The sequence below is a fragment of the Agrobacterium sp. MA01 genome, assembly GCF_009650195.1.
Taxonomy (GTDB): Bacteria; Pseudomonadota; Alphaproteobacteria; order Rhizobiales; family Rhizobiaceae; genus Allorhizobium.
The window spans coordinates 2,427,516-2,447,178 of the sequence record NZ_CP045854.1; the positions used below are offsets into that span (position 1 = coordinate 2,427,516).

General features: G+C 61.5%; 19 protein-coding genes and 2 pseudogenes. 14 read left to right on the top strand and 7 right to left on the bottom strand.

The features are described 5' to 3' along the window. Positions 1–38: 38 nt before the first annotated feature. The 5 genes from GH983_RS11780 to GH983_RS11800 all read left to right on the top strand — a co-directional run bounded on the left by GH983_RS11780 (position 39) and on the right by GH983_RS11800 (position 5,813). The gene (locus GH983_RS11780) at positions 39–875 is read left to right on the top strand and encodes an ABC transporter ATP-binding protein (RefSeq protein WP_153762465.1); all 837 of its coding nucleotides are present in this window, start codon (positions 39–41) and stop codon (positions 873–875) included. Between the two features lies 1 nt (position 876). Then, positions 877–1,653 carry an ABC transporter permease gene (locus GH983_RS11785; RefSeq protein WP_069040976.1) on the top strand — a complete coding sequence of 259 codons (777 nt, stop codon included), beginning with the start codon at positions 877–879 and terminating at the stop codon, positions 1,651–1,653. Between the two features lie 24 nt (positions 1,654–1,677). Further along, positions 1,678–2,700 (top strand): ABC transporter substrate-binding protein, encoded by a 1,023-nt coding sequence (locus tag GH983_RS11790; RefSeq protein ID WP_153762466.1) that lies wholly within the window; start codon positions 1,678–1,680, stop codon positions 2,698–2,700. Between the two features lie 96 nt (positions 2,701–2,796). Beyond that, entirely contained in the window at positions 2,797–4,365 is a 1,569-nt protein-coding gene (locus GH983_RS11795; protein WP_153762467.1) for a gamma-glutamyltransferase family protein, read from the top strand. After that, positions 4,362–5,813 (top strand): amidohydrolase family protein, encoded by a 1,452-nt coding sequence (locus tag GH983_RS11800; protein WP_153762468.1) that lies wholly within the window; start codon positions 4,362–4,364, stop codon positions 5,811–5,813. Before GH983_RS11795 ends, GH983_RS11800 begins: the two co-directional genes overlap by 4 nt. A gap of 13 nt (positions 5,814–5,826) precedes the next feature. On the opposite strand, the gene GH983_RS11805 is transcribed toward GH983_RS11800, so the two are convergent. Continuing rightward, entirely contained in the window at positions 5,827–7,611 is a 1,785-nt protein-coding gene (locus GH983_RS11805; RefSeq protein WP_082347863.1) for a sigma-54-dependent Fis family transcriptional regulator, read from the bottom strand. 326 nt (positions 7,612–7,937) lie between these two features. Here GH983_RS11805 and GH983_RS11810 point away from each other — a divergent pair, with 326 nt between their 5' ends. Further along, the gene (locus tag GH983_RS11810) at positions 7,938–9,410 is read left to right on the top strand and encodes a benzaldehyde dehydrogenase (protein ID WP_153762469.1); all 1,473 of its coding nucleotides are present in this window, start codon (positions 7,938–7,940) and stop codon (positions 9,408–9,410) included. 88 nt (positions 9,411–9,498) lie between these two features. Beyond that, positions 9,499–10,266: a coniferyl-alcohol dehydrogenase gene (locus GH983_RS11815; RefSeq protein WP_153762470.1), complete on the top strand. Its 768-nt coding sequence runs from the start codon at positions 9,499–9,501 to the stop codon at positions 10,264–10,266. A 58-nt stretch (positions 10,267–10,324) separates the two neighbouring features. Here the strand turns inward: GH983_RS11815 and GH983_RS11820 are convergent, their stop codons facing one another. Beyond that, positions 10,325–11,323 (bottom strand): bile acid:sodium symporter family protein, encoded by a 999-nt coding sequence (locus GH983_RS11820; RefSeq protein ID WP_153762471.1) that lies wholly within the window; start codon positions 11,321–11,323, stop codon positions 10,325–10,327. Between the two features lie 83 nt (positions 11,324–11,406). Between GH983_RS11820 and GH983_RS11825 the strand changes: the two genes are divergently transcribed. The 6 genes from GH983_RS11825 to ggt all read left to right on the top strand — a co-directional run bounded on the left by GH983_RS11825 (position 11,407) and on the right by ggt (position 17,084). Further along, a complete protein-coding gene (locus GH983_RS11825; protein ID WP_153762472.1) occupies positions 11,407–12,267 on the top strand; it encodes a LysR family transcriptional regulator in 861 nt (286 codons plus the stop codon). A gap of 89 nt (positions 12,268–12,356) precedes the next feature. Next, the gene (locus GH983_RS11830) at positions 12,357–13,031 is read left to right on the top strand and encodes a GntR family transcriptional regulator (RefSeq protein WP_153762473.1); all 675 of its coding nucleotides are present in this window, start codon (positions 12,357–12,359) and stop codon (positions 13,029–13,031) included. A gap of 93 nt (positions 13,032–13,124) precedes the next feature. Further along, positions 13,125–13,976 (top strand): transporter substrate-binding domain-containing protein, encoded by an 852-nt coding sequence (locus GH983_RS11835; RefSeq protein ID WP_153762474.1) that lies wholly within the window; start codon positions 13,125–13,127, stop codon positions 13,974–13,976. A 72-nt stretch (positions 13,977–14,048) separates the two neighbouring features. Then, on the top strand, positions 14,049–14,762 hold the full coding sequence (locus GH983_RS11840) for an ABC transporter permease (RefSeq protein WP_153762475.1): 714 nt from the start codon (positions 14,049–14,051) through the stop codon (positions 14,760–14,762). Next, positions 14,759–15,451 (top strand): ABC transporter permease, encoded by a 693-nt coding sequence (locus GH983_RS11845; RefSeq protein WP_153762476.1) that lies wholly within the window; start codon positions 14,759–14,761, stop codon positions 15,449–15,451. Before GH983_RS11840 ends, GH983_RS11845 begins: the two co-directional genes overlap by 4 nt. A gap of 37 nt (positions 15,452–15,488) precedes the next feature. Then, positions 15,489–17,084, top strand: a complete 1,596-nt coding sequence (gene ggt, locus GH983_RS11850) for a gamma-glutamyltransferase (protein WP_153762477.1) — start codon at positions 15,489–15,491, stop codon at positions 17,082–17,084. A gap of 92 nt (positions 17,085–17,176) precedes the next feature. Here the strand turns inward: ggt and GH983_RS11855 are convergent, their stop codons facing one another. Further along, positions 17,177–17,326 (bottom strand): hypothetical protein, encoded by a 150-nt coding sequence (locus GH983_RS11855; RefSeq protein ID WP_156323034.1) that lies wholly within the window; start codon positions 17,324–17,326, stop codon positions 17,177–17,179. Between the two features lie 9 nt (positions 17,327–17,335). On the opposite strand from GH983_RS11855, the pseudogene GH983_RS11860 reads away from it, so the two are divergent. Beyond that, positions 17,336–17,794 (top strand): annotated as a pseudogene (locus GH983_RS11860) (glutathione ABC transporter ATP-binding protein GsiA); the annotation flags it as partial. 78 nt (positions 17,795–17,872) lie between these two features. On the opposite strand, the pseudogene GH983_RS11865 reads toward GH983_RS11860, so the two are convergent. From GH983_RS11865 to GH983_RS11880, 4 genes and pseudogenes are all read right to left on the bottom strand, one after another. Further along, positions 17,873–18,288, bottom strand: a pseudogene (locus tag GH983_RS11865) (type II toxin-antitoxin system HigA family antitoxin). A gap of 124 nt (positions 18,289–18,412) precedes the next feature. Continuing rightward, positions 18,413–18,775 (bottom strand): hypothetical protein, encoded by a 363-nt coding sequence (locus GH983_RS11870; protein WP_054151580.1) that lies wholly within the window; start codon positions 18,773–18,775, stop codon positions 18,413–18,415. A gap of 116 nt (positions 18,776–18,891) precedes the next feature. Then, positions 18,892–19,236: an ATPase inhibitor subunit zeta gene (locus GH983_RS11875; RefSeq protein ID WP_236759293.1), complete on the bottom strand. Its 345-nt coding sequence runs from the start codon at positions 19,234–19,236 to the stop codon at positions 18,892–18,894. A 3-nt stretch (positions 19,237–19,239) separates the two neighbouring features. Beyond that, on the bottom strand, positions 19,240–19,542 hold the full coding sequence (locus GH983_RS11880; RefSeq protein WP_054151579.1) for a hypothetical protein: 303 nt from the start codon (positions 19,540–19,542) through the stop codon (positions 19,240–19,242). Between the last annotated feature and the right edge of the window lie 121 nt (positions 19,543–19,663).

Sequence of the window (19,663 nt, forward strand, 5' to 3'; positions counted from 1 at the left end):
TGTTGCATACAGTTTCGCAACAACTGAAGGTGAGGTGCATGATCGATTTTTCAGACACGAGAGACAGGCATCCCGTGGCGGTGGAGCTGTCGCAGGCGGCCGTATCCTTTGGCCGCGGAGAAAGAGCCGTCGCGGCCCTGCAGGAAACGAGCCTCAAGATTGCCGAGGGCGAGTTTCTCGCACTCGTCGGCCCGTCCGGCTGCGGCAAGTCTACAATCCTGAAACTGGCCTCCGGCCTTTTGCAGCCGAGCAGCGGTGCGGTGATCGTCGGCGGCAAGGAAGTCAGCGCCAAGGCTCTGCGCATCGGCATGGCCTTCCAGAACCCAACGCTCCTTCCCTGGCTGACCATCGAACGCAACGTCATGCTGCCTTTGAAGATCGTGCGCCCGTTCCGCTCGCAGTACCGTTCCAAGAAGAATACGGAGTACCGCGATCGCGTCCACACCCTTCTGGCCGACGTCGGGCTACAGCGCTTCGCAAACCACTACCCCTGGCAGCTGTCCGGGGGCATGTTGCAGCGCGCCAATCTTTGTCGTGCCCTGGTCCATGAACCGAGCCTTCTCCTGCTCGACGAACCCTTCGGAGCGCTCGACCAGTTCACCCGCGAGGAGCTCTGGGCGACGATGCAGTCGCTCTGGATGAAGCGCAAACCGACGGTTCTGCTGGTGACGCATGACCTCAAGGAAGCCGGCTTTCTGGCATCGCGCATCTGCGTGATGAGCGCCCGCCCCGGCAGGATCATCGACGACAGCACCGTCGACTTCGCCCGCCCCCGCACGGTCCCGATGACCTTCGAGCCGGAATTCACGGCGCTTAACCAGCGCCTGCGCGAGCTGATCATCGATGCCCGCACCGACGTCGCTGAGGAGGCCTGAGATGTCCTACACCATTCGCCGCCGCTTCTGGGCAGCATTCCTAATCTTCGCCTTCTTTGGCCTCTGGGAAATCCTCTGCATCGCGCTACAGGTCTCCGACCTCGTCCTGCCCCGTCCCTCGCAGATCCTGGCGACCTTGGTGGGCCGCTTCGATGTCCTTTGGCCTCACATCCTGCAGACCTTGTGGACCACGATGGTCGGCTTTCTGCTGGGCGTCACGGTTGGACTCCTGATCGGCGCCTGCATCGGAACCTCCAGGATTGCCTATGATACGGCCTATCCCCTGCTGATCGGCTTTTCGTCGATCCCCAAGGTCGCCGTCGTTCCGATCTTCGTTCTCTGGTTCGGATCCGGTTCCGTGCCCGCGATCCTCACGGCGCTCGCCATGTGCTTCTTCCCGATCGTCGTCAACATCGCGACGGGACTGGCCACCACCGAGCCGGAACTTGAGGACGTCCTGAAGTCGATGGGCGCCAGCAAGCTGGACATCCTGTGGAATGTCGGCCTGCCGCGCACCATGCCCTTCTTCTTTGCCTCTCTGAAAATCGCCGCGACCTTTGCCTTCGTCGGCTCCGTCCTGTCCGAGACCGTCGCCTCCAATCGCGGCATCGGCAATGTGATGATGACGGCATCCTCGAATTTCGACGTGCCGCTGGTCTTTGCCGGGCTGTTCATTCTCGCAGTGCTCGGCGTGCTTCTCTACGCCGCCTTCTCTCTCGTCGAAATGCGTGTCGCCGGCTGGGCGAACCGCCGCAACGATCTCACCACCACCGCCTGACCCCTCGAACAATCGGAGCTCAACATGCTGAAGACATTTCTCTCCACCGTCGCTCTTGGCCTTTGCCTCAACAGCGCGGCGCTTGCCGACACCGCCATCAAGTTTACGCTGGGTTGGAAGACGCAAGGATCGGACGCTGCCTTTCTGCTCGCCAAGGAAGCAGGCTACTTTGAAGCGGAAGGTCTCGACGTGACCATTGACCAAGGCGAGGGCTCGGCGGCCACCGTCACGCGCATCATGTCGGGTACCTATGATGCCGGCTTCGGCGACATCAACGCCATCATCCAGAATGCCGCGACCCGCCCCGATGAAGCCCCGGTCATGGTCTACCAGTTCTGGAACAAGCCGCCCTTCGCGATCGTCAGCAAGAAGGAGACCAATATCAATACGCCGGCAGACCTCGTCGGCAAGACGCTCGGCGGCGCACAGGGAACACCGACCACGCGCCTGGTGACGGTCCTCGCCACGCTCAACAAAGTCGACCTGGCTCAGGTCAAGATCGACAACATGGGTCCGAACCTGCAGGAACCCATGCTGATCAAGGGCGATATCGACGGCGCACTGGTGTTCAACATCACCAGCTGGTTCAACCTCATAAACAACCGCCAGGATCCGGCAAAGGACTATAACTGGCTGCTGTTCGGTGATCACGGCCTCGACCTCTACTCGAACGGCCTCATGGTGTCGCAGAAGCTGATCGCCGAGAACCCGCAGGCGGTTGCCGGCCTGGTCCGCGCGGTCAACAAGGCCGCAATCGAAATCGGGCTCGACACCGAAAAGGGCATGGATTCCGTCGTCGCTTACGACAACCTCGTCAAGCGTGACCTGGAGCACGACCGCCTCAAATTCTCCTACGAGAACCTGATCGTCTCCCCGGAAGTCGAAAAGCTCGGACTGGGCGATCTCGATGACAGCCGCCTTTCTCGCTCCATCGACATCGTGGCCGAAGGCTATCAGCTGCCGTCCAAGCCGACGGCCGAGCAGATCTTTGACCGCCAGTTCCTGCCGCCGCTCGAAGAGCGCAAGCTCACCTACACGATCAACTGATCCAATGGCCCGGCCGGCGGCATCCTGCCGCCGGCCACAAATCCCGCGCGAGCAAGATACATGCAGCCAACACGTGCCCACCGACTGGAATCAGGGATGGTTGTGAGCCCTCACCCGCTCGCAACGGAAGCCGGCAGGGCCGTGCTGGCACGCGGAGGCAACGCGATCGAAGCGGCAGTCGCAGTTGCCGCGGTGCTCGCGGTGGTCATGCCCCATTTTTGCGGCCTGGGCGGCGATGCCGTCTGGTTGGTCTGCGACCGGGAGGGGCACCGCCGCTGCTTCCTCGGAATAGGCCAGGCTGCTGCCGGGGTCACCGTTCCGAAAGACGCTATTCCAGCGCGCGGCCCATCCTCCATGCTGACCTCCGCCTGCGCTGTCGACAGCTGGGGACATGCCCTCGCCTTCAGCGCTGCGAACTGGGCCGGTCGGGAAAGCTTCGCGGATCTGATGTCTCCCGCGATCGAACTGGCCGATGGCGGCTATATACCAAGCGCCTCCCAGGATTTTTGGCTCGACTTTCGCGGGCAAGAGCACCCCGTATGGCCCGGATTTGCAGCAATCTTCGACCATCGCAGCGACGCGGGACTGTTGCGCCAGCCTCAGCTGGCTGCAAGCCTGCGGTCCCTTGCGAACGAAGGATACCGGAGCTTCTATGATGGCTGTCTGGCGGAAGCGATCGCCGACGGCCTGGCGAAAGTAGGCTCGCCGCTCAACAAAGCGGATCTGGCAGCCACCCGCACGCGTGAAGTCGATCCGCTGGCGCTGGATTATCGCGGAACGCTGCTGCTGGCGCCGCCGCCCCCAACGCAGGGCTGCTCGACGCTTGCCATCATGGGCATTCTCTCCCGGTTTGATCTCGTAGAGACGACCCCAGGAACCGCCGCCCGGATCCATCTGCTTGTCGAGGCGACCAAGCAGGCTTTCCTGAAGCGTTCATCGATCGCCGATCCGGATTTCGATACTGGAAAGCATGACCCGGCCGCAGCCATGCTCGAAACAGGCACGCTCGACGCCGCAGCGGGCAGGATCGATCCCGCATCCGCCATGGTGTGGCCTCATCCGGTCAACAGCGCAGATACCGTCTTCTTTGCCGTCACGGACCCTCAGGGACGTTGTGCCAGCCTGCTTCAGAGCACCTATTTCGATTGGGGCAGTGGCGTCATCGTTCCCGGGACAGGCATCCTCTGGCAAAATCGCGGCGCAGCCTTTTCGACTGAACCCGGCCACCCGAATTGCCTGGCGCCCGGCAAGCGGCCCTTCTACACCCTCAACCCGGGTATCGCGATCCGGGACGGCGAACCCTATCTGCTCTACGGCACGCAGGGCGCCGATGGTCAGCCGCAGACGCTGTCTGTGCTACTGACCAGCCTGCTCGACGACGCCATGACACCCGAGCTGGCGCTGGCCCAGCCACGTTTCCTCTTGGGACGAACCTTCTCCGACAGCCGTGACAGCCTGAAGATCGAGGGATCGATTCGGCCTGAAGAGGCCGAAGCACTTTCGGCCCTCGGCCATGAAGTCGCGATGCTCCCTGCCCTTTCACCGATTTTCGGACAGGCAGGCGTGATCCGGCTGTCTGGCAATGGACGTGTGGAAGGTGCCCATGATCCACGCGGCAACGGCTCTGCGGCGAATGTTGCCTTATCGCCGGATCAGAACCGATGACCCATTCAGGAGAGCTATACGCGACCCACACGATAGGCGAGCCTCGGGGCCCGCAACAGAATCGTCGCATCCGCTGGAAAGACGGGGTCATTACGGCTGTGGAAGACGCAAGCCCTGCAACGGCGGGGAACCAGCGCACGCTGGTAATCCCGGCACTGGCCAATGCCCATGATCATGCGCGGCCACTGCCAATGTCATCCTTCGGGACCGCCTTCCTGCCCCTGGAGGCGTGGCTGCCGCGCACGATCCTTGCCACGCCGTCGGATGCCTACAAGGCCGCAGTGGCACCGCTCGCGCGCGCAGCACTGTCTGGCTGCGGCGCGGTCATGGTCCACTATACGCGGCCAAGCGGCAAACTCGATCCAGTCGAGGAAGCCTGCGAAGTTGCAAGGGCCGCACGGGACGTCGGTGTCAGGATTGCCTTTGCCCCGGCGCTGAGAGACAAAAATCCGCTCGTCTATGGTGACGAAACGGCCCTGCTCGACAAGCTTCCGGCCAGCACCGCGGCTCTGCTGCGGGAGACCTTTTGCCGGCCATCCCAATCTCCCGAGCGCCTGATCGAAACGACGGAACAGATCGCCGAAGCCATCCAGGGACCGATGGTCGACGTGCAGTTTGGACCGGCTGGCGTGCAATGGTGTAGCGATGAACTGCTCCAGGCGATCGCGCGACGGTCTGCCGAAACCGGCCGCAGAGTTCATATGCATCTCCTCGAGACACCCTATCAGAGGCGGTGGTCGGATCTCACGTTTCAGCAAGGGATCGTCACCTATCTGAAGGAAATCGGCTTGCTCTCGCCGCGACTGACCCTTGTGCATTGCGTCCACGCCCGCCCGCACGAACTGGACATGATCGCGGAGGCAGGTTGCCGCATCGTCACGAACTCTGGATCCAATCTGCATCTCCGTTCCGGGCTCGGACCCGTCGCCAGCGCTTGGCAACGAGGCTGTCATGTCGCGATCGGTGTGGATGGTCAGGCCTTCGACGAGGACGACGACATGATCCGCGAGATCCGTCTCGCCAATGCCCTGCACGGCGGTATGGGCTTTACGCAGAGCTGGTCGCGGCAGGACTTCCTGTTGCAAAGCATTGCTCATGGACGGCAAGCGATCGGCATGTCCGGGACCGGCAAGATTGCAGTCGGAGAACCGGCCGATTTTCTTGAGCTCGACTATGACCGCCTCGATCGGGACAGGATCATGGAGCTTGAGCCTGTCGACCTCTTCTTTGCACGCGCAAATGCACGACATGTGCTGCAGGTGATCGTGGCGGGAAAGACCATCGTCGCGCAGGGACGTTTACCCGGCATAGACCTCGATGCCCTGGAAAACGAATTGCGCAGCAGCTACCGACAATCTGTCCGACGATTTGACACATTGCGTCGGGACTGGCCCCTCATCGAGACGGCGCTCGCTGAGTGGAACCAAGCCTATAATGGCTGCTGCTAGCCAGGCCGGCGCTTTAGTGGAGGCCGTTCTTTCGGAGTCGGTACTCGAGCTTCGCACGCGAGATGCCAAGGCTGCGGGCGGCAGCAGAGACATTGCCACGATGGGTGGTGAGGGCCTGACGGTAGAGATCGAGCTCGGCCGCTTTGATGTGTGAAGAAGATTGCAGAAAATCCGGAGTGACTGCTGCAGGTGACAGGGTGACCTGGCCATAGGTCAAGCGTCCTTCACGTGTCAGCGACGGATGGGACGGGGCCAGTGGTTCATTGGCTGTGAATATGTGCTGCAGATCGATAAACCCGCCCGGATCGGCAAAGATCACGCCGCGCTCGATCAGATTTTGCAGTTCGCGGATATTGCCCGGAAAATCATAGGCGAGCAGCGCATCCATGGCGCGGCGGGTCAGGCCTACCACTTGGCGGCGGTGCCGCTCGCGGAACAGACGCAGGAAATGGTCGACGAGCAGGGGAATGTCGTCCCGCCGCTCGCGAAGCGGCGGAATGGAAATCGGGAAGACGCAAAGACGGAAATAGAGGTCCTGGCGGAAGCGCCCCGTCCGCACCTCGTCGGCTAGATCGACGTTCGAGGCGGCGATAATCCTGACATCCGCCGCAACCGTCTTCAAACCGCCGACACGCTCGATGACCCGCTCCTGGATGGCACGAAGCAACTTGCCCTGCGCGGCATACGCCAGTGATGCGATCTCGTCGAGGAAGAGCGTTCCGCCCGCCGCGCGCTCGAAATAGCCCGGTCGGGACGCTACAGCGCCGGTGAAAGCGCCCCTCTCGACGCCAAAGAGTTCCGATTCTACCAATGTGTCGGGAATGGCCGCGCAGTTGAGTGCGACAAACGGCTTGGTCGAGCGCTGGCTGAGCCGATGCAACTGCTGGGAAAACAGTTCTTTGCCGACACCGGATTCCCCGACCAGCAGAACTGTCGCCTCCGTGTCGGCCACCTTCTCCACCATCAGCCGCGCACGCAGGAAACTGGCGGAAACGCCCACGACCGGGTCGCCACCGGTGCTCGCCGTCGGGTTCGCCGAGGCGGGATCACCGCTTCGTTGCGTTTTCTCCGAGCGGCTGCGCGAAGTGCGCCGCGATCGTGGCCATTCGAGGCCGAGATACGCTCGTTCGGGTGCGTCCTCTCCCCATTCTTCGGCGTTCTGGCCAACGACATAACAGCGTGACGCCCCCATGCCCGAGCACTCCATCTCGCGAAAAATCACAGGCCGGCCGAAGAGCGTGCTGGTGTAGCCGCTGGGATAGCCGGTCTGCATCCAGCAGACGGGCTCGCTTGCCAGGCCATGATGAACGATGTGTTCGCCCGCTTCGGAGGAATCGTACCAATAGAACTCGCCGAAATAGCGTCCCTTATCGCTGTCGAATTCGAACTGCTTGGTCTCGACCTTGACGAAACCCTCCAACGTATGGACGCGCGGTCCTGCGGCGAGAGCATGAGTGAGATCCTGATGCGGAAAGCGTTTCAGGATCAGCTCGGCATCCCGGACGCCCTGCATGTAGCCAACACGCATGAAGATGCCCTTTGCCGCCTCCATGCCGAAGGCCTCGATGATCTCCTGACGCAATCGACCGAGAACCTGGCTCTGCATCAGTACCATGCGCTGGTCGTTGAGCCAGATCCGGCCATCGCCCAGGGCAAAATGCAGTGCCTCGGTCAGTTCCGACAGTGTCGGCGAGGCACCTGTATCGAGCTCGCTGAACGCCCCCTTGGACAACATCTTGCCCGTCGACTTCGACACATCGGCCAGAGAAACGAGCTTAGGCGGTTTGGTAGGGGTCATATCGACTTCATGCGTTTTCAGATTTTTCCCATGATTTCACCATTTGATGAAATCTGCAATCCAAGTCGACGCTGGAAGCAGTTTCGAATGAATGCCAGCTATTCCATTGTAGTTTCGAGATTTTTCGAAGCCCAGAAGTGACATGCAACTGCCAAGGCAGCAACTGGCACATCCCTTGCGATGATTTGTTCGAGCCACTTGAGGAGGTGGCACGGAGGACGCATCGATCAGCTGAGATGGGATGAGCGGTTCAACACGGGCCGACCTCATGACGGCGAAGCTGTGCGCGGACCTCCCCAACCAAGGGAACTGGAGGCCCTGAAGCAATGAACATGCACGCGCCCAATTTTCTGGACACCGCTCGCTGGGGCGGGCTGGCCTATATCTCCGAGTGGCAGGAGACCATGGCAGGAACGCTCAATGTGACCGATCCCGCCAATGGCAATGTCCTGGCAGCCGTCGGCCTCTGCGGCCCGGCCGATGTCGCCCGCGCGGCAAAACAGGCCAAAGCCGCACAGAAGGCATGGGCCAAGACCTTGCCGGCTGAGCGCGCGGCGATCCTCACTCGTGCCGCAGACCTTTTGGAGCAGAACGGTCAGGAACTGGCGGCCTGGATCATGCAGGAATCCGGCTCCATCCATCCGAAAGCGATGATCGAGATCGAACACGGCGCCCTCTTCATCCGCCATGCCGCATCGCTGGCAACCCAGCCGTCCGGCATGTTTTTGCCTGGCATGGATGATCGGACCAACTATGCCCGGCGCGTGCCGCATGGCGTGGTCGGCGTGATCTCTCCGTTCAATTTCCCGCTCGTTCTGTCCGTGCGCTCGATCGCGGCTGCAATCGCGCTTGGAAATACGGTGGTCCACAAGCCGGATCCGCGAACGCCGATCTCAGGCGGCATCATCATCGCCCGCATTTTCGAAGAGGCTGGCCTTCCCAAGGGCGTCCTGCATGTCGTGCCTGGTGGTGCAGATGCCGGTGAAGCCCTCTGCAGCGATGAGAATATTGCCATGGTATCCTTCACCGGCTCGGCCCGTGGTGGCTCCAAGGTGGGTGAGGTCTGTGGTCGCCACCTCAAGCGCGTTCAGCTTGAACTCGGCGGTAAGAATGCGCTTGTCATTCTCGATGACGCCGATCTTGATGTTGCAGCCTCCAATGCCGCCTGGGGCACCTTCCTGCACCAGGGCCAGATCTGCATGGCAACCGGTCTCATCCTGGTCGATGAAAAGATCGAGGCCGCCATCACCGAACGCCTCGTCACCAAGGCACAACACCTGCCGGCCGGCGATCCCTCGACCAAGCAGGTGGCGCTCGGCCCGATCATCTCCGACAGCCAGGTCGAAGCGATCCAGAAGATCGTTGACGATGCCGTTGCCAAGGGGGCGAAGCTGCTCGCCGGTGGCACCCATGACGGTCGCTTCTATGCCGCAACTGTGCTCTCCGGCGTCAAGCCGGGCATGCTGGCCTTTGAGGAAGAGATCTTCGGACCGGTGGCCTGCATCGTCTCGTTCAAGACGGATGAGGAAGCGGTCGAACTCGCCAACCGCTCGGAATATGGGCTGGCGGCCGGCGTGATCTCGAACAATCTCGGACGCGCCATGGCCGTCGGCGACGAGCTGAATGTCGGACAGCTCCACATCAACGACCAGACGGTCAATGGCGGTCCCTATGCGCCCTTCGGCGGTCGAGGAAAATCCGGCAACGGCACCCGTGTCGGCGGCCCGGCAGACATCGAAGAGTTCACCCAGTGGCAATGGGTCTCGGTGAAGAAGGCCGCGACGCCCTATCCGTTCTGATCACTCCGCTCCCCCAACCGAGCATCGGATCACCGTCCGCCTTGATGGCGGACGGATTTCATCCACACAAAACCCAGGGAACAAGACCATGACCCTTGCAGGAAAAACAATTGTCATCACGGGCGTCTCTTCGGGCATCGGCGGTGAAGTCGCCCGCCTCGCCCGCTTTCGCGGCGCAACCGTCATCGGTGTCGATCGCAACGACGCCATGCTGACACTCGACGGCTTCATCAAGATCGATCTCGCCGATCCGAACGCCATCAATGCAGTGCTTGCCCAGTTCCCTACCCGCATCGACGCGCTCGTCAATGCTGCGGGCGTTCCCGGCACCGCCGACAAAGACCTCGTCGCCCGTGTCAACTATCTCGGTCTTCGGCATCTGACCGAAGCCTTGATCGAGCGCATGCCAAAAGGTTCCTCCATCGTCAACTTCGCCTCGATCCTCGGTGCAGAATGGCCAAAGCGCGTGGAGCAGCATAAGGTGCTCGCCGACACCAAGAGCTTCGCCGAAGGCCAAGCCTGGCTTGCAGCGAACCCGGTCGCTCAGGAAACCTGCTACCAGTATTTCAAGGAGGCCCTGATCGTCTGGACCATGAAGCGCAGCCAGGCCCTTTTCATGGAGCACGACATCAGGATGAATTCGGTGGCCCCCGGTCCCGTGTTCACCCCGATCCTCGGCGACTTCGTGACCATGCTTGGCCAGGAACGTGTCCAGGCAGACGCCCACCGGATGAAACGCCCGGCGCTGGCCGATGAAATCGCAGGTCCCGTCCTCTTCCTCTGCTCGGAAGATGCCCGGTGGGTGAATGGGGTGAACCTGCCGATCGATGGCGGTCTTGCAGCAACCTACACCTGATCGCCGGGCTTTATCTGGCTCTTTGCCGAAGGAAGCCTGACCCGACCGGCTGCAGAACCTATTTTCCGGGCGCCTGCTGAGAGGACGTGAGCACCGGCTCCGGCGCGGCAAGGATGAACCGCCGCGCCAGCCACGCACAGAGCATCAACTGGATCTGGTGAAAGAGCATCAGCGGCAGCACGATTGCGCCAACCGACTGGCCGGCGAAGATGACGCCGGCCATCGGCACACCACTTGCCAGACTTTTCTTCGAGCCACAGAAGATCGCGGTGATCCGGTCCTCCCGGCTGAAGCCGAACAGTTTCGATCCGAACGCCGTAATCAACAGCACCGCGAGAAGCAGGGCGACATCGAGACCGATCACCAAGGCCAGGTCCGCGGTGGAGAATTCAGTCCAGATGCCCTCGATTACGGCATTGGAGAAGGCGAGATAGACGACCATCAGGATCGAACCGCGATCGACGGGCGCAAGCAGGGACTTGCGCGCCCGGATCCAGTTGCCGATGAAGGGCTGCAACAACTGGCCAAGGACGAAGGGTAGAAACAGTTGCAGCATGATCTTCCAGATCATGTCCAGCGACACCCCGACATGACCTCCCGCTGAAAAGAGTACCGCAACAAGCGCCGGCGTCAGGAACATGCCTAGAATGTTCGACGCAGAAGCAGCACAGATCGCGGCCGGCACATTGCCTCCGGCGATCGATGTGAAGGCGATGGAGGATTGCACTGTCGATGGCAAAACGCAGACATAGAGAAGGCCAAGATAGAGCGCCGGCGGGATCAACCATGGCGATAGGAACCCCATCAAGAGACCGAGCAGCGGAAAGACCACGAAGGTGACCGCGAGAATGAAGCTCTGGAGCCGCCAGTGCAGGAAGCCCGCCACGACCACATCGGTCGAAAGGCGTGCGCCATGCAGGAAGAAAAGCAGCGCAATCGCCAAATTGGTCGCTAGCCCAAACCATTCCGCAGGCTTGCCGGAAATCGGCAGTAAAGTCGCAAGCACGACCATGGCGATAAGCAGCAGGGTAAAGGTATCGGGAAGAAAGCGTTTCATCTGAGGCATCCAGCTAGACAGAGTCTTGAGACTAGTTATCGTCAAATTCGATGCAAGAAATAACAGTCATCGGAAAACGTGATATGCTCGATCTCGTTCACTTGCGCAGTTTCGTGTCCATCGCCCAGCGTGGCAGCTTCACCCTTGCCAGCCAGAAACTCGGTTTGCGACAATCGACCGTCAGCCAGCACCTGCAGCGCCTCGAAGAGGTGCTCGGCCGGCGCCTGCTTGACCGCGACACCCACGGCGTGCGCCTGACGGTCGACGGCGAAGCCCTTCTTCCGCATGCCCGTCAACTTCTATCGCTCGAACGGCAGACGGCGTCCCTCTTCGAGGCTGCCCAGCCTCGCGGTCGGTTGCGGCTCGGCATCTCCGAAGATCTGGTCTCCGGCCAGCTTCCGGCACTCCTGCAGGACTTCATTGCCGATTATCCCGCCGTTGAGCTCCACCTTACGGTGGCGCTCTCCAAGGATCTCGCGGACATGCAGGACAAGGGCGACCTTGATCTAGTCTTTGCCAAGCGTCGCCTGGGCAATCGCCGGGGCGAGGCGATCCTGCGCGAACCGCTCGTCTGGCTCGCCGCAGATCCAGACGCGGTTCTGGCGAAACCCATCCTGCCGCTGATCGTCTTTCCACCACCGAGCCTCACCAGAACACTCCTGATGGAGGCGCTGGAACGCGCCGGGCAACCCTGGCGGATCGTCTGTTCCTGCCAGAGCCTGAGCGGCCTAACCGCTGCAGCGCGAGCCGGAATGGGCGTCCTTGTCCAGCCGCGCAACCTCGCTCCATCAGGGCTGCGGGAACTGCCTCCTTCCGCCCTGCCGACGATCGAGGATGTCGAATTCATCCTCGTGGCATCTCCCGCCGCAGATCGCAACACGATCGCGGCCTTCACCCGCCTCGTCCGGGAAAGGGTGGCAAACGGCCTTCACCCCGCCCGCTAAGCCCCTCGTCAGCTTTTGATCAAAAAGCGCTTGACGGCTCTCAATCACGATGTTTGGATAAGTGGATACAAAAATCCAGTGAGCCAAACATGCCGATTTCGACCGCCGCCACGGCGCATCTTGCCTCGACGGCCGAGCAGGAGGCCTATCTCCACCTGCAACGCGCCCTGCGTGTCGGTCGCTACAAGCCGGGCGAGCGACTGATCCCTGAAGAGATCGCAGCTGAGATCGGCATGAGTCGCATGCCGGTTCGCGAGGCCTTTCGGCGGCTTGCGGCTGATGGTTTGGTGACGCTGCGCCCCAATCGCGGTTGCATCGTCGCCGGACTGACGCTCGACGAAATCCATGAAACCTTCGAAATTCGCTCCGTGCTTGAGGGCCTTGCCGTTCGTCTCGCGACACCGCGCATGAATTCGGAGACATTCGAGGAACTGGATCGGCTGCTGGAGCGCATGGAACGCGCCGGACAGTCGGGCAGCAGCGACTGGGTCCTGCGCCATCAGGAATTCCACGCGCTCATCTATAATCTGAGTGGTCGCCCGAAGTTGATCCGACAGATTACCGCGCTGCATGTGGCGATCGAGCCCTACATGCGCATCTGGTTCGACTATGTCGACAAGCCGCTCTCGGCCCGTGAGGAGCACCAGAGGCTGATTGACGCGCTGCGGTCTGGTGATGCCCGCCATGCCGAGGCGGTCATGCAAGAACACATCATCGAAACGGCATCCATGCTTGCCGATTACGCCAGTCCCGGGCGGCCTTGAGCCCAGCCTGAAGATATGTCCGTAGCCGGGGGAACATCCGGCGCGGACGGGGAACCGCCGTTATCCACGGCACATTAACGAAGAGGAAAAGTCATGACGATCCATCGCATGGCAGCGCTTACGGCTGTCTTGACTACACTTGCACTCGCCCAGCCGGTTCTGGCCCAGGATGCGCAGAAACCGATCAAGATCGCGACCGAAGGCGCCTATGCGCCCTGGAACTTCACCACGGCGGACGGCAAGCTCGACGGCCTCGAAGTCGAACTGGCAAACGATCTCTGCGCCCGCATGAAGGTCACTTGCGAGATCGTTGCCCAGGATTGGGACGGCCTCATCCCCTCGCTCACCGTCGGCAAGTTCGATGTCATCATGGCGAGCATGTTCATCACGCCAAAGCGCCTGGAAACCATCGACTTCACCCAGCCTTACGCCGTCGATCCCTCAGGCTTTGCGGTCGCCAAGGACAGCGATCTTGGCAAGCTCGGCGTCTCCACCGAAAAGTTCAAGCTGGAGGATGAAGCAGCGTCGATCGCGGCCATCGACACGCTGAAGCCGCTGCTTCAGGGCAAGATCGTCGGTGTGCAGGCTGCCACCACCAACCTCGACTTCGTTAAGAAGTACTTCGGCGACATCGTCGAGATCCGCGAATACAAGACCACCGAACAGCACGATCTTGACCTTGCTGCGGGCCGCATCGACGCGCTCTTTGCCCAGCAGACGGCACTGGCCGCCACGCTCGCCAAGCCGGAATTTGGCGACTACACGATCGCTGGCCCGGGCTTCGTCGGCGGCGTTTTCGGCCTCGGCACCGGCGCTGGTTTGCGCAAGGAAGACACCAAGTTGAAGGACATGCTGAATGCGGCGATCGACTCCGCCATCGCGGATGGGACGATCAAGCGTATCTCCGAGAAATGGGTCGGCACCGACGTCACCCCGGTCAAGTAACCAAGGCGGACCGACTGCAGCCGGAGTTCTCGCAATTCCGGCCGCAGGAGTGACATAAAGGGGTTCGCCCGCATGCTTGAAAAACTGCATCTGCTCGGTTTCGCCGAAGGTGGCTGGGGTGCGGCACTTCTCGGCGCAGCCGCCATGACCCTGCTGCTGTCGGTGCTGGGCTTTATGCTTGGAGCCGTCTTTGGCGCGCTTGGCGCCAGCGGCGCTCTATCGGCGAAACGTATCCCGAGATCCCTTGCCGCAGCCTATGGTACCGTCTTTCGTGGCATTCCGGATCTGCTGACGATCTACCTGTTTTACTATGGCGGCAGCGTTGCCCTCACCGCGATCGCCAAGAGCTTCGGTTCCGACGGCTTCGTCGGTCTGCCCTCGCTTGCAACAGGCGTCATCGCGATCGGCATCATCTCCGGCGCCTACCAGGCCGAGGTCTATCGCGGCGCCTATCAGGCTGTCGAACGCGGACAGTTCGACGCCGCGAAAGCCTTGGCCCTGTCGCGCCTGCAGATGCTGCGCCTTATCATCATCCCACAACTCTTGCGCCACGCGATCCCGGGCCTCAGCAATGTCTGGCAGCTGGTGCTCAAGGATTCCGCCCTGATCTCCGTCATCGGTCTCGTCGAACTGATGCGTCAGGCACAGATCGGCGCCGGCTCGACGCGTGAACCCTTCCTGTTCTATCTCGCCGCCGCCGGCCTCTACTTCGCCATCGCCGGCATCACCGGCCAGGTCTTCCGCGCCGCCGAGACCCGCGCTTCCCGGGGGATCATGCATCGATGATCGACATCGGCTTTTTCCTTGAGATCATCCCGAAGCTTCTTTCTGGCATGCCTCTGACCCTGCAGCTTGCCGGCACCGCGATCCTGCTCGGCTTCGCGCTGGCTCTGTTGCTGGCGCTTGCCCAGCAGGGTGAACACCGGTTCGTCGTCTGGCCCATCAGAACCTTCGTCGCCGTCTTTCGCGGCACACCCCTGCTCGTCCAGATCTTCCTGATCTATTACGGGCTTGGCCAGTTCCGCCCCTCGCTGCAGGCGATCGGGCTGTGGGGGCTGTTTCGCGAACCCTACTGGTGTGCGATCCTCGCCCTCACGCTGAACACGGCCGCCTATGGCAGCGAGATCCTGCGCGGCGCCATCAAGAACGTCCCGCGTGGCCTCGGCGAAGCAGCCCAGGCGCTCGGCATGTCACGCCTTCTGACCCTGCGTCTCGTGATCCTGCCAATCGCGCTGCGTCAGGCGATACCGGCCTATGGCAATGAAATCATCCTGATGGTGAAGGGCACCTCGCTTGCCTCGATCATCACGTTGATGGAGGTGACCGGCATTGCCCAGGGGCTCATTTCACAGAGCTACCGTGCAATCGAAGTGTTCATTGCGGCTGGCGCCATCTATCTTTTCATCAACTTCCTGATCGTCCGGGCACTAGCCTTCCTGGAGATCCGCATGACACCATACAGATCCCGCGGCTGAAGTCGTGGCACAAGAGAATACGAGGAGACTGACAAGGATGCGCAATTTCGAGAAACCGACGCGATCGGTGGCCGTCTCGGCCAAGGCCATGGCCGCGACCTCCCACCCCTATGCCACATTAACGGCCATCAGCATTCTGCAGGCCGGTGGCAATGCCATGGATGCAGCGATTGCTGCCTGCGCCGTGCAATGCGTGGTCGAACCGGGCTCAACCGGCATCGGTGGCGATTGTTTTGCGTTGTACGCTCCGAAAGGCGGCGCAGAGGTCATCGCCTACAACGGCTCCGGCCGCACGCCGAAAGCGCTGACGATCGACTGGTTCGAAGAGCGCGGCTTGACCGAAGTCCCGCGCCAGTCCCCATCCGCCGTCACCATCCCCGGCGCCATTGACGCCTGGACCCGACTGCATGCCGACCACGGGCGCTTATCCTTCGCCGAGGTTCTTGCACCCGCCATTCGCTATGCCGAAGAGGGCTATGCCATTTCGCCGCGCGTCCATCGCGACTGGAAGAAAGAAGAGAAGCTTCTCGCCGCAGACAAGGCAGCAGCCGAGATCTTCTTACCCGGCGGCCGCGCACCGCGCATCGGAGAAACGCACCGCCAGCCGAAGCTTGCCGCAACGCTCCGCAAGATTGCCGCCGAAGGCCGCGACGGCTTCTACAAGGGATCCGTCGCCGAAGACATGGTGGCGCATCTCAACGCCCATGGCGGCCTGCACACTCTGGAGGACTTCGCGACAGCCAAGGGCGAATACGTGACCCCGGTGACCACCGACTTCCGCGGCTACACCGTGCACGAATGCCCGCCGAACGGCCAGGGCATCATCGCGCTGCTGATCCTCAATATCCTTTCCTGCTTCGACAATTCGCTCGCCCCCCAGTCACCCGACCGGCTGCATCTGGAAATCGAGGCTACCCGCCTCGCCTATGCCGCGCGCGACGCCTGGATCGCCGATCCGGCCAAGGCAAATGTGCCAATCGATGAACTCCTTTCGGCCGACTTCGCGCGTGGACTAGCCGAAAAGATAGACCTGACCCGGGCACTGACCGAACTGCCTGATTTCGAGATGCCGCTGCATCGCGACACCGTCTACATTTCGATCGTCGACGAAGACCGCAATGCGGTCAGCTTCATCAATTCGATCTTCGACAGCTTCGGCACCGGCCTCGTCGCGCCGGGCTCGGGCGTCATCCTCCACAATCGCGGCCAGAGTTTTTCGCTGAAGCGCGGTCATCCCAACATGATCGCGCCGGAAAAGCGTCCGCTGCACACCATCATTCCCGGCATGGTGACACGCGACGGCCGCACGGAAATGTCCTTCGGCGTCATGGGCGGCTACTACCAGGCCATGGGCCATGCCCATCTGATCTCGAAGGTGGTCGACTACGACATGGACATGCAGGATGCGATCGACCTGCCGCGCCTGATCCCGGTTGGCGGCAAGGTCCCGCGCGTCGAGGCCGAGCATACCGTTCCCTCGGAGACCAAGGCCGAGCTGACCCGCCGTGGCTTCGAGATCGTGCCGGCTGAAGATCCGATCGGCGGCGCGCAGGTCGTGCGGATCGATTGGGAGAATGGCACCCTGTTGGGCGCATCTGAACCCCGCAAGGATGGGATTGCTCTGGGCTATTGAGAGCCCGCAGGCCATCTCATACCAAATGTCGTCATCCGCAACGGATCGCAGAATACCACAAGGCCGGGGAACTCCCCGGCCTTGTTCATGTTTCAGCTGTTGAGATACTCATCCGCGCTCACGACATTCGTATAGGCAAATGCAAGCGCCGCCATGAAAGACGCATGGACGTCGGCTGCGGAGACCGTCCCGCCGCCAAGCTCCAGATCACGGGTTGCGATGGCATCATGGACGACAGTCACGCCATAGCCGAGGTCGGATGCGGCACGCGCCAGCGCATCGCGATCGCCCGCGCTCTATCGCTTAATCCGAAAGTCATCGTGGCCGACGAAAGCGTGTCGGCGCTTGATGTCTCGATCAAGGCGCAGGTGTGCAACTTGCTGATGGACCTGCAGGAAGAATTCAATCTCGCCTTCCTGTTCATTAGCCATGACATGGCTGTGGTCGAGCGGATCAGCCACCGGGTTTCCGTCATGTATTTAGGCGAGATCGTCGAGATCGGCCCCCGCGCCGCGATCTTCGACAACCCGCAGCATGACTACACAAAAAAGCTGTTGGCAGCCGTGCCGGTTCCCGATCCCGAGCGCCGTGGCCTGAGACGCAGCGCGGCCATCGATGAATTGAAAAGCCCGGTTCGGCCAACCGGCTACACACCGCCCCGCCGCGAGTACCGCGAAGTCAGCGAGGGGCATTTCGTGCAACTGTCCTGAACGGCAAGGGCGACCCCCATTATCACATGGGCCCTTCCCGGCTTCCTACACGTCAATCAGTGGGACTTATGTGTTCGTTCACGCCGAGAAGAAACCGTTGGCGAAACGGAACCCGCTCAGGCGACCTTGCCACCTACTCGGCTTGATCAGGACTTCTGCAGATATACCCAATCGAGCGTGAAGTTTGCGGATCATGTCGATGGACAGGCTTCGCTTGCGGTTCAGGACATCTGCTACACGGTTACGCGGTCCAATCATCGGTTCGAGATCCTTGCGGGTCAAACCTTGCTGCTCCATCAGAAAACGGATTGCTTCCACCGGATCGGGGGGATCCATGGGATAAATCTTTGCTTCGTAGGCGTCGATGAGGGTCGCCAGAATATCCAACCGGCTCCTTCTGCAGTGCCAGCTTTTGCTCCCCACAAGGTTTCGATCTCGGCAAGAGCTGCGTCGTAATCCACTTCTGATCGGATGGGCTTCAGATCAGCCGCCATACTCGATTAAGCCACTGATTTTCCTCACACCTGGAATTTGCCCATGCAAACATAACAGGTTGAAATCATCTAGATTCGGCAGGCCCCCCGGGCCCACCAAATCTCCCATCAGCCAGGGACGTCCTCAGGCGTCTGCCGTCTCCCGCACATCGTCGAGCAGGAAATGCACGATGAAATGACGCGTCGAATAGCTGCGACCACTGTCGGAGACGCTATCGACTTCACCGCCGTCTGCGGGATGCCACTGGCTGTAGTGGGGATTGTTGACGATGAGTGTGATCGCCTTGCCGGCATATTGGCCCTGCAGGCGATAGCGCGCTTCCGCAAGTGGCCAGATGCGCTCGAAGTCGGCCTGCGTCAGGCGCACCTTGAGGGCCTGACGACGGATCGCTTCGCTGTGCGAGCCGTCCTCACGGGTTCGGGCGGGACTGGTCAGCGTGACCTCCTCCGCACCGTCGAGCAACGAACTGAACTCCTCCGGCCACATGCGTCTCATTGATTTGCTCCTCCCAAAGCCCGTCTATGGTGACAAGGGGAGTGTAGCGCGTCTTGCGCCGGACACAACGCAAGATCGGAGGATCAGTGTAAGAAGAGTGCCGGCTGCTATTCGGTGCAGCCGGTGTCCTTCAGTGCCTGGGCATGAAAGCGGCGCAGCGCCGCCTCGATATCGGCCTTGCTGGTCTGGTGTCCGGCGGTCGCCAGATCCCGCGACAGCCGCGCGATCACGTCGCTGTCACCTGCCACGACATGATCGACGGCGTGCAGATCCCGGGCGTAGCGCCCGAGGTCGTCGCCGGTAAAGCCGATCAGCGAGCCCGCCCAGTACCCGGCGAGCAGATTGCGCCGGGCACGGATGCTGCCAAGCCCGTCCTCTTCATGCGGGTGAGCGGATTGGGCGGCGGCTTTAACAATGGTGAGCGGCATGGATCGATTTTCCTCCTCGGTCATGAATCAGGCTTCCGCGTCCGCGGAGATGAGATAGCCGGCAATGGGCGCGCAAGCCGGGTTGTCGGCATCGAGCAATTCCGCCGGGCTTGTAAGGCCGGTTGTCACCGATATCGCCGTCGTGGCAGCCCACCACAGGTCCCCGCTCGCGCGGTCGACAAGCATGGGACCGGTGGTGCGAAGACAGTCACCCACCTGGGCGACGACCTGCACGGGCGCCTGCATCTCCTCGAGCCTCTGGCGAATATCTGCCTCGACAGGATCGATGACGAAGGCGGCAAAAAGCGCTGCAATCCATTCGCCGATCATCGGGCGGTCTCCGACCTTGCCGACGACTGAGCAAGAGGGCTCGGCAGAGCAATGCGCGGCTTCGGCATGCCCGGGCGCGGATGAGCGGCGTCATGTGCCGGGAAACGACCCGGTGAAATCA

Bases quoted from the DNA above. Each gene is read 5' to 3' on its own strand.
- GH983_RS11830 (WP_153762473.1), top strand. From the start codon at position 12,357: ATGCCGATTTCGACCGCCGCCACGGCGCATCTTGCCTCGACGGCCGAG.
- GH983_RS11820 (WP_153762471.1), bottom strand. From the start codon at position 11,323: ATGAAACGCTTTCTTCCCGATACCTTTACCCTGCTGCTTATCGCCATG.
- GH983_RS11880 (WP_054151579.1), bottom strand. From the start codon at position 19,542: ATGATCGGCGAATGGATTGCAGCGCTTTTTGCCGCCTTCGTCATCGAT.
- GH983_RS11840 (WP_153762475.1), top strand. From the start codon at position 14,049: ATGCTTGAAAAACTGCATCTGCTCGGTTTCGCCGAAGGTGGCTGGGGT.
- GH983_RS11845 (WP_153762476.1), top strand. From the start codon at position 14,759: ATGATCGACATCGGCTTTTTCCTTGAGATCATCCCGAAGCTTCTTTCT.
- GH983_RS11805 (WP_082347863.1), bottom strand. From the start codon at position 7,611: ATGACCCCTACCAAACCGCCTAAGCTCGTTTCTCTGGCCGATGTGTCG.
- GH983_RS11835 (WP_153762474.1), top strand. From the start codon at position 13,125: ATGACGATCCATCGCATGGCAGCGCTTACGGCTGTCTTGACTACACTT.
- GH983_RS11870 (WP_054151580.1), bottom strand. From the start codon at position 18,775: ATGTGGCCGGAGGAGTTCAGTTCGTTGCTCGACGGTGCGGAGGAGGTC.
- GH983_RS11785 (WP_069040976.1), top strand. From the start codon at position 877: ATGTCCTACACCATTCGCCGCCGCTTCTGGGCAGCATTCCTAATCTTC.
- GH983_RS11815 (WP_153762470.1), top strand. From the start codon at position 9,499: ATGACCCTTGCAGGAAAAACAATTGTCATCACGGGCGTCTCTTCGGGC.
- GH983_RS11875 (WP_236759293.1), bottom strand. From the start codon at position 19,236: ATGACCGAGGAGGAAAATCGATCCATGCCGCTCACCATTGTTAAAGCC.
- GH983_RS11825 (WP_153762472.1), top strand. From the start codon at position 11,407: ATGCTCGATCTCGTTCACTTGCGCAGTTTCGTGTCCATCGCCCAGCGT.
- GH983_RS11780 (WP_153762465.1), top strand. From the start codon at position 39: ATGATCGATTTTTCAGACACGAGAGACAGGCATCCCGTGGCGGTGGAG.
- ggt (WP_153762477.1), top strand. From the start codon at position 15,489: ATGCGCAATTTCGAGAAACCGACGCGATCGGTGGCCGTCTCGGCCAAG.
- GH983_RS11795 (WP_153762467.1), top strand. From the start codon at position 2,797: ATGGTTGTGAGCCCTCACCCGCTCGCAACGGAAGCCGGCAGGGCCGTG.
- GH983_RS11800 (WP_153762468.1), top strand. From the start codon at position 4,362: ATGACCCATTCAGGAGAGCTATACGCGACCCACACGATAGGCGAGCCT.
- GH983_RS11810 (WP_153762469.1), top strand. From the start codon at position 7,938: ATGAACATGCACGCGCCCAATTTTCTGGACACCGCTCGCTGGGGCGGG.
- GH983_RS11790 (WP_153762466.1), top strand. From the start codon at position 1,678: ATGCTGAAGACATTTCTCTCCACCGTCGCTCTTGGCCTTTGCCTCAAC.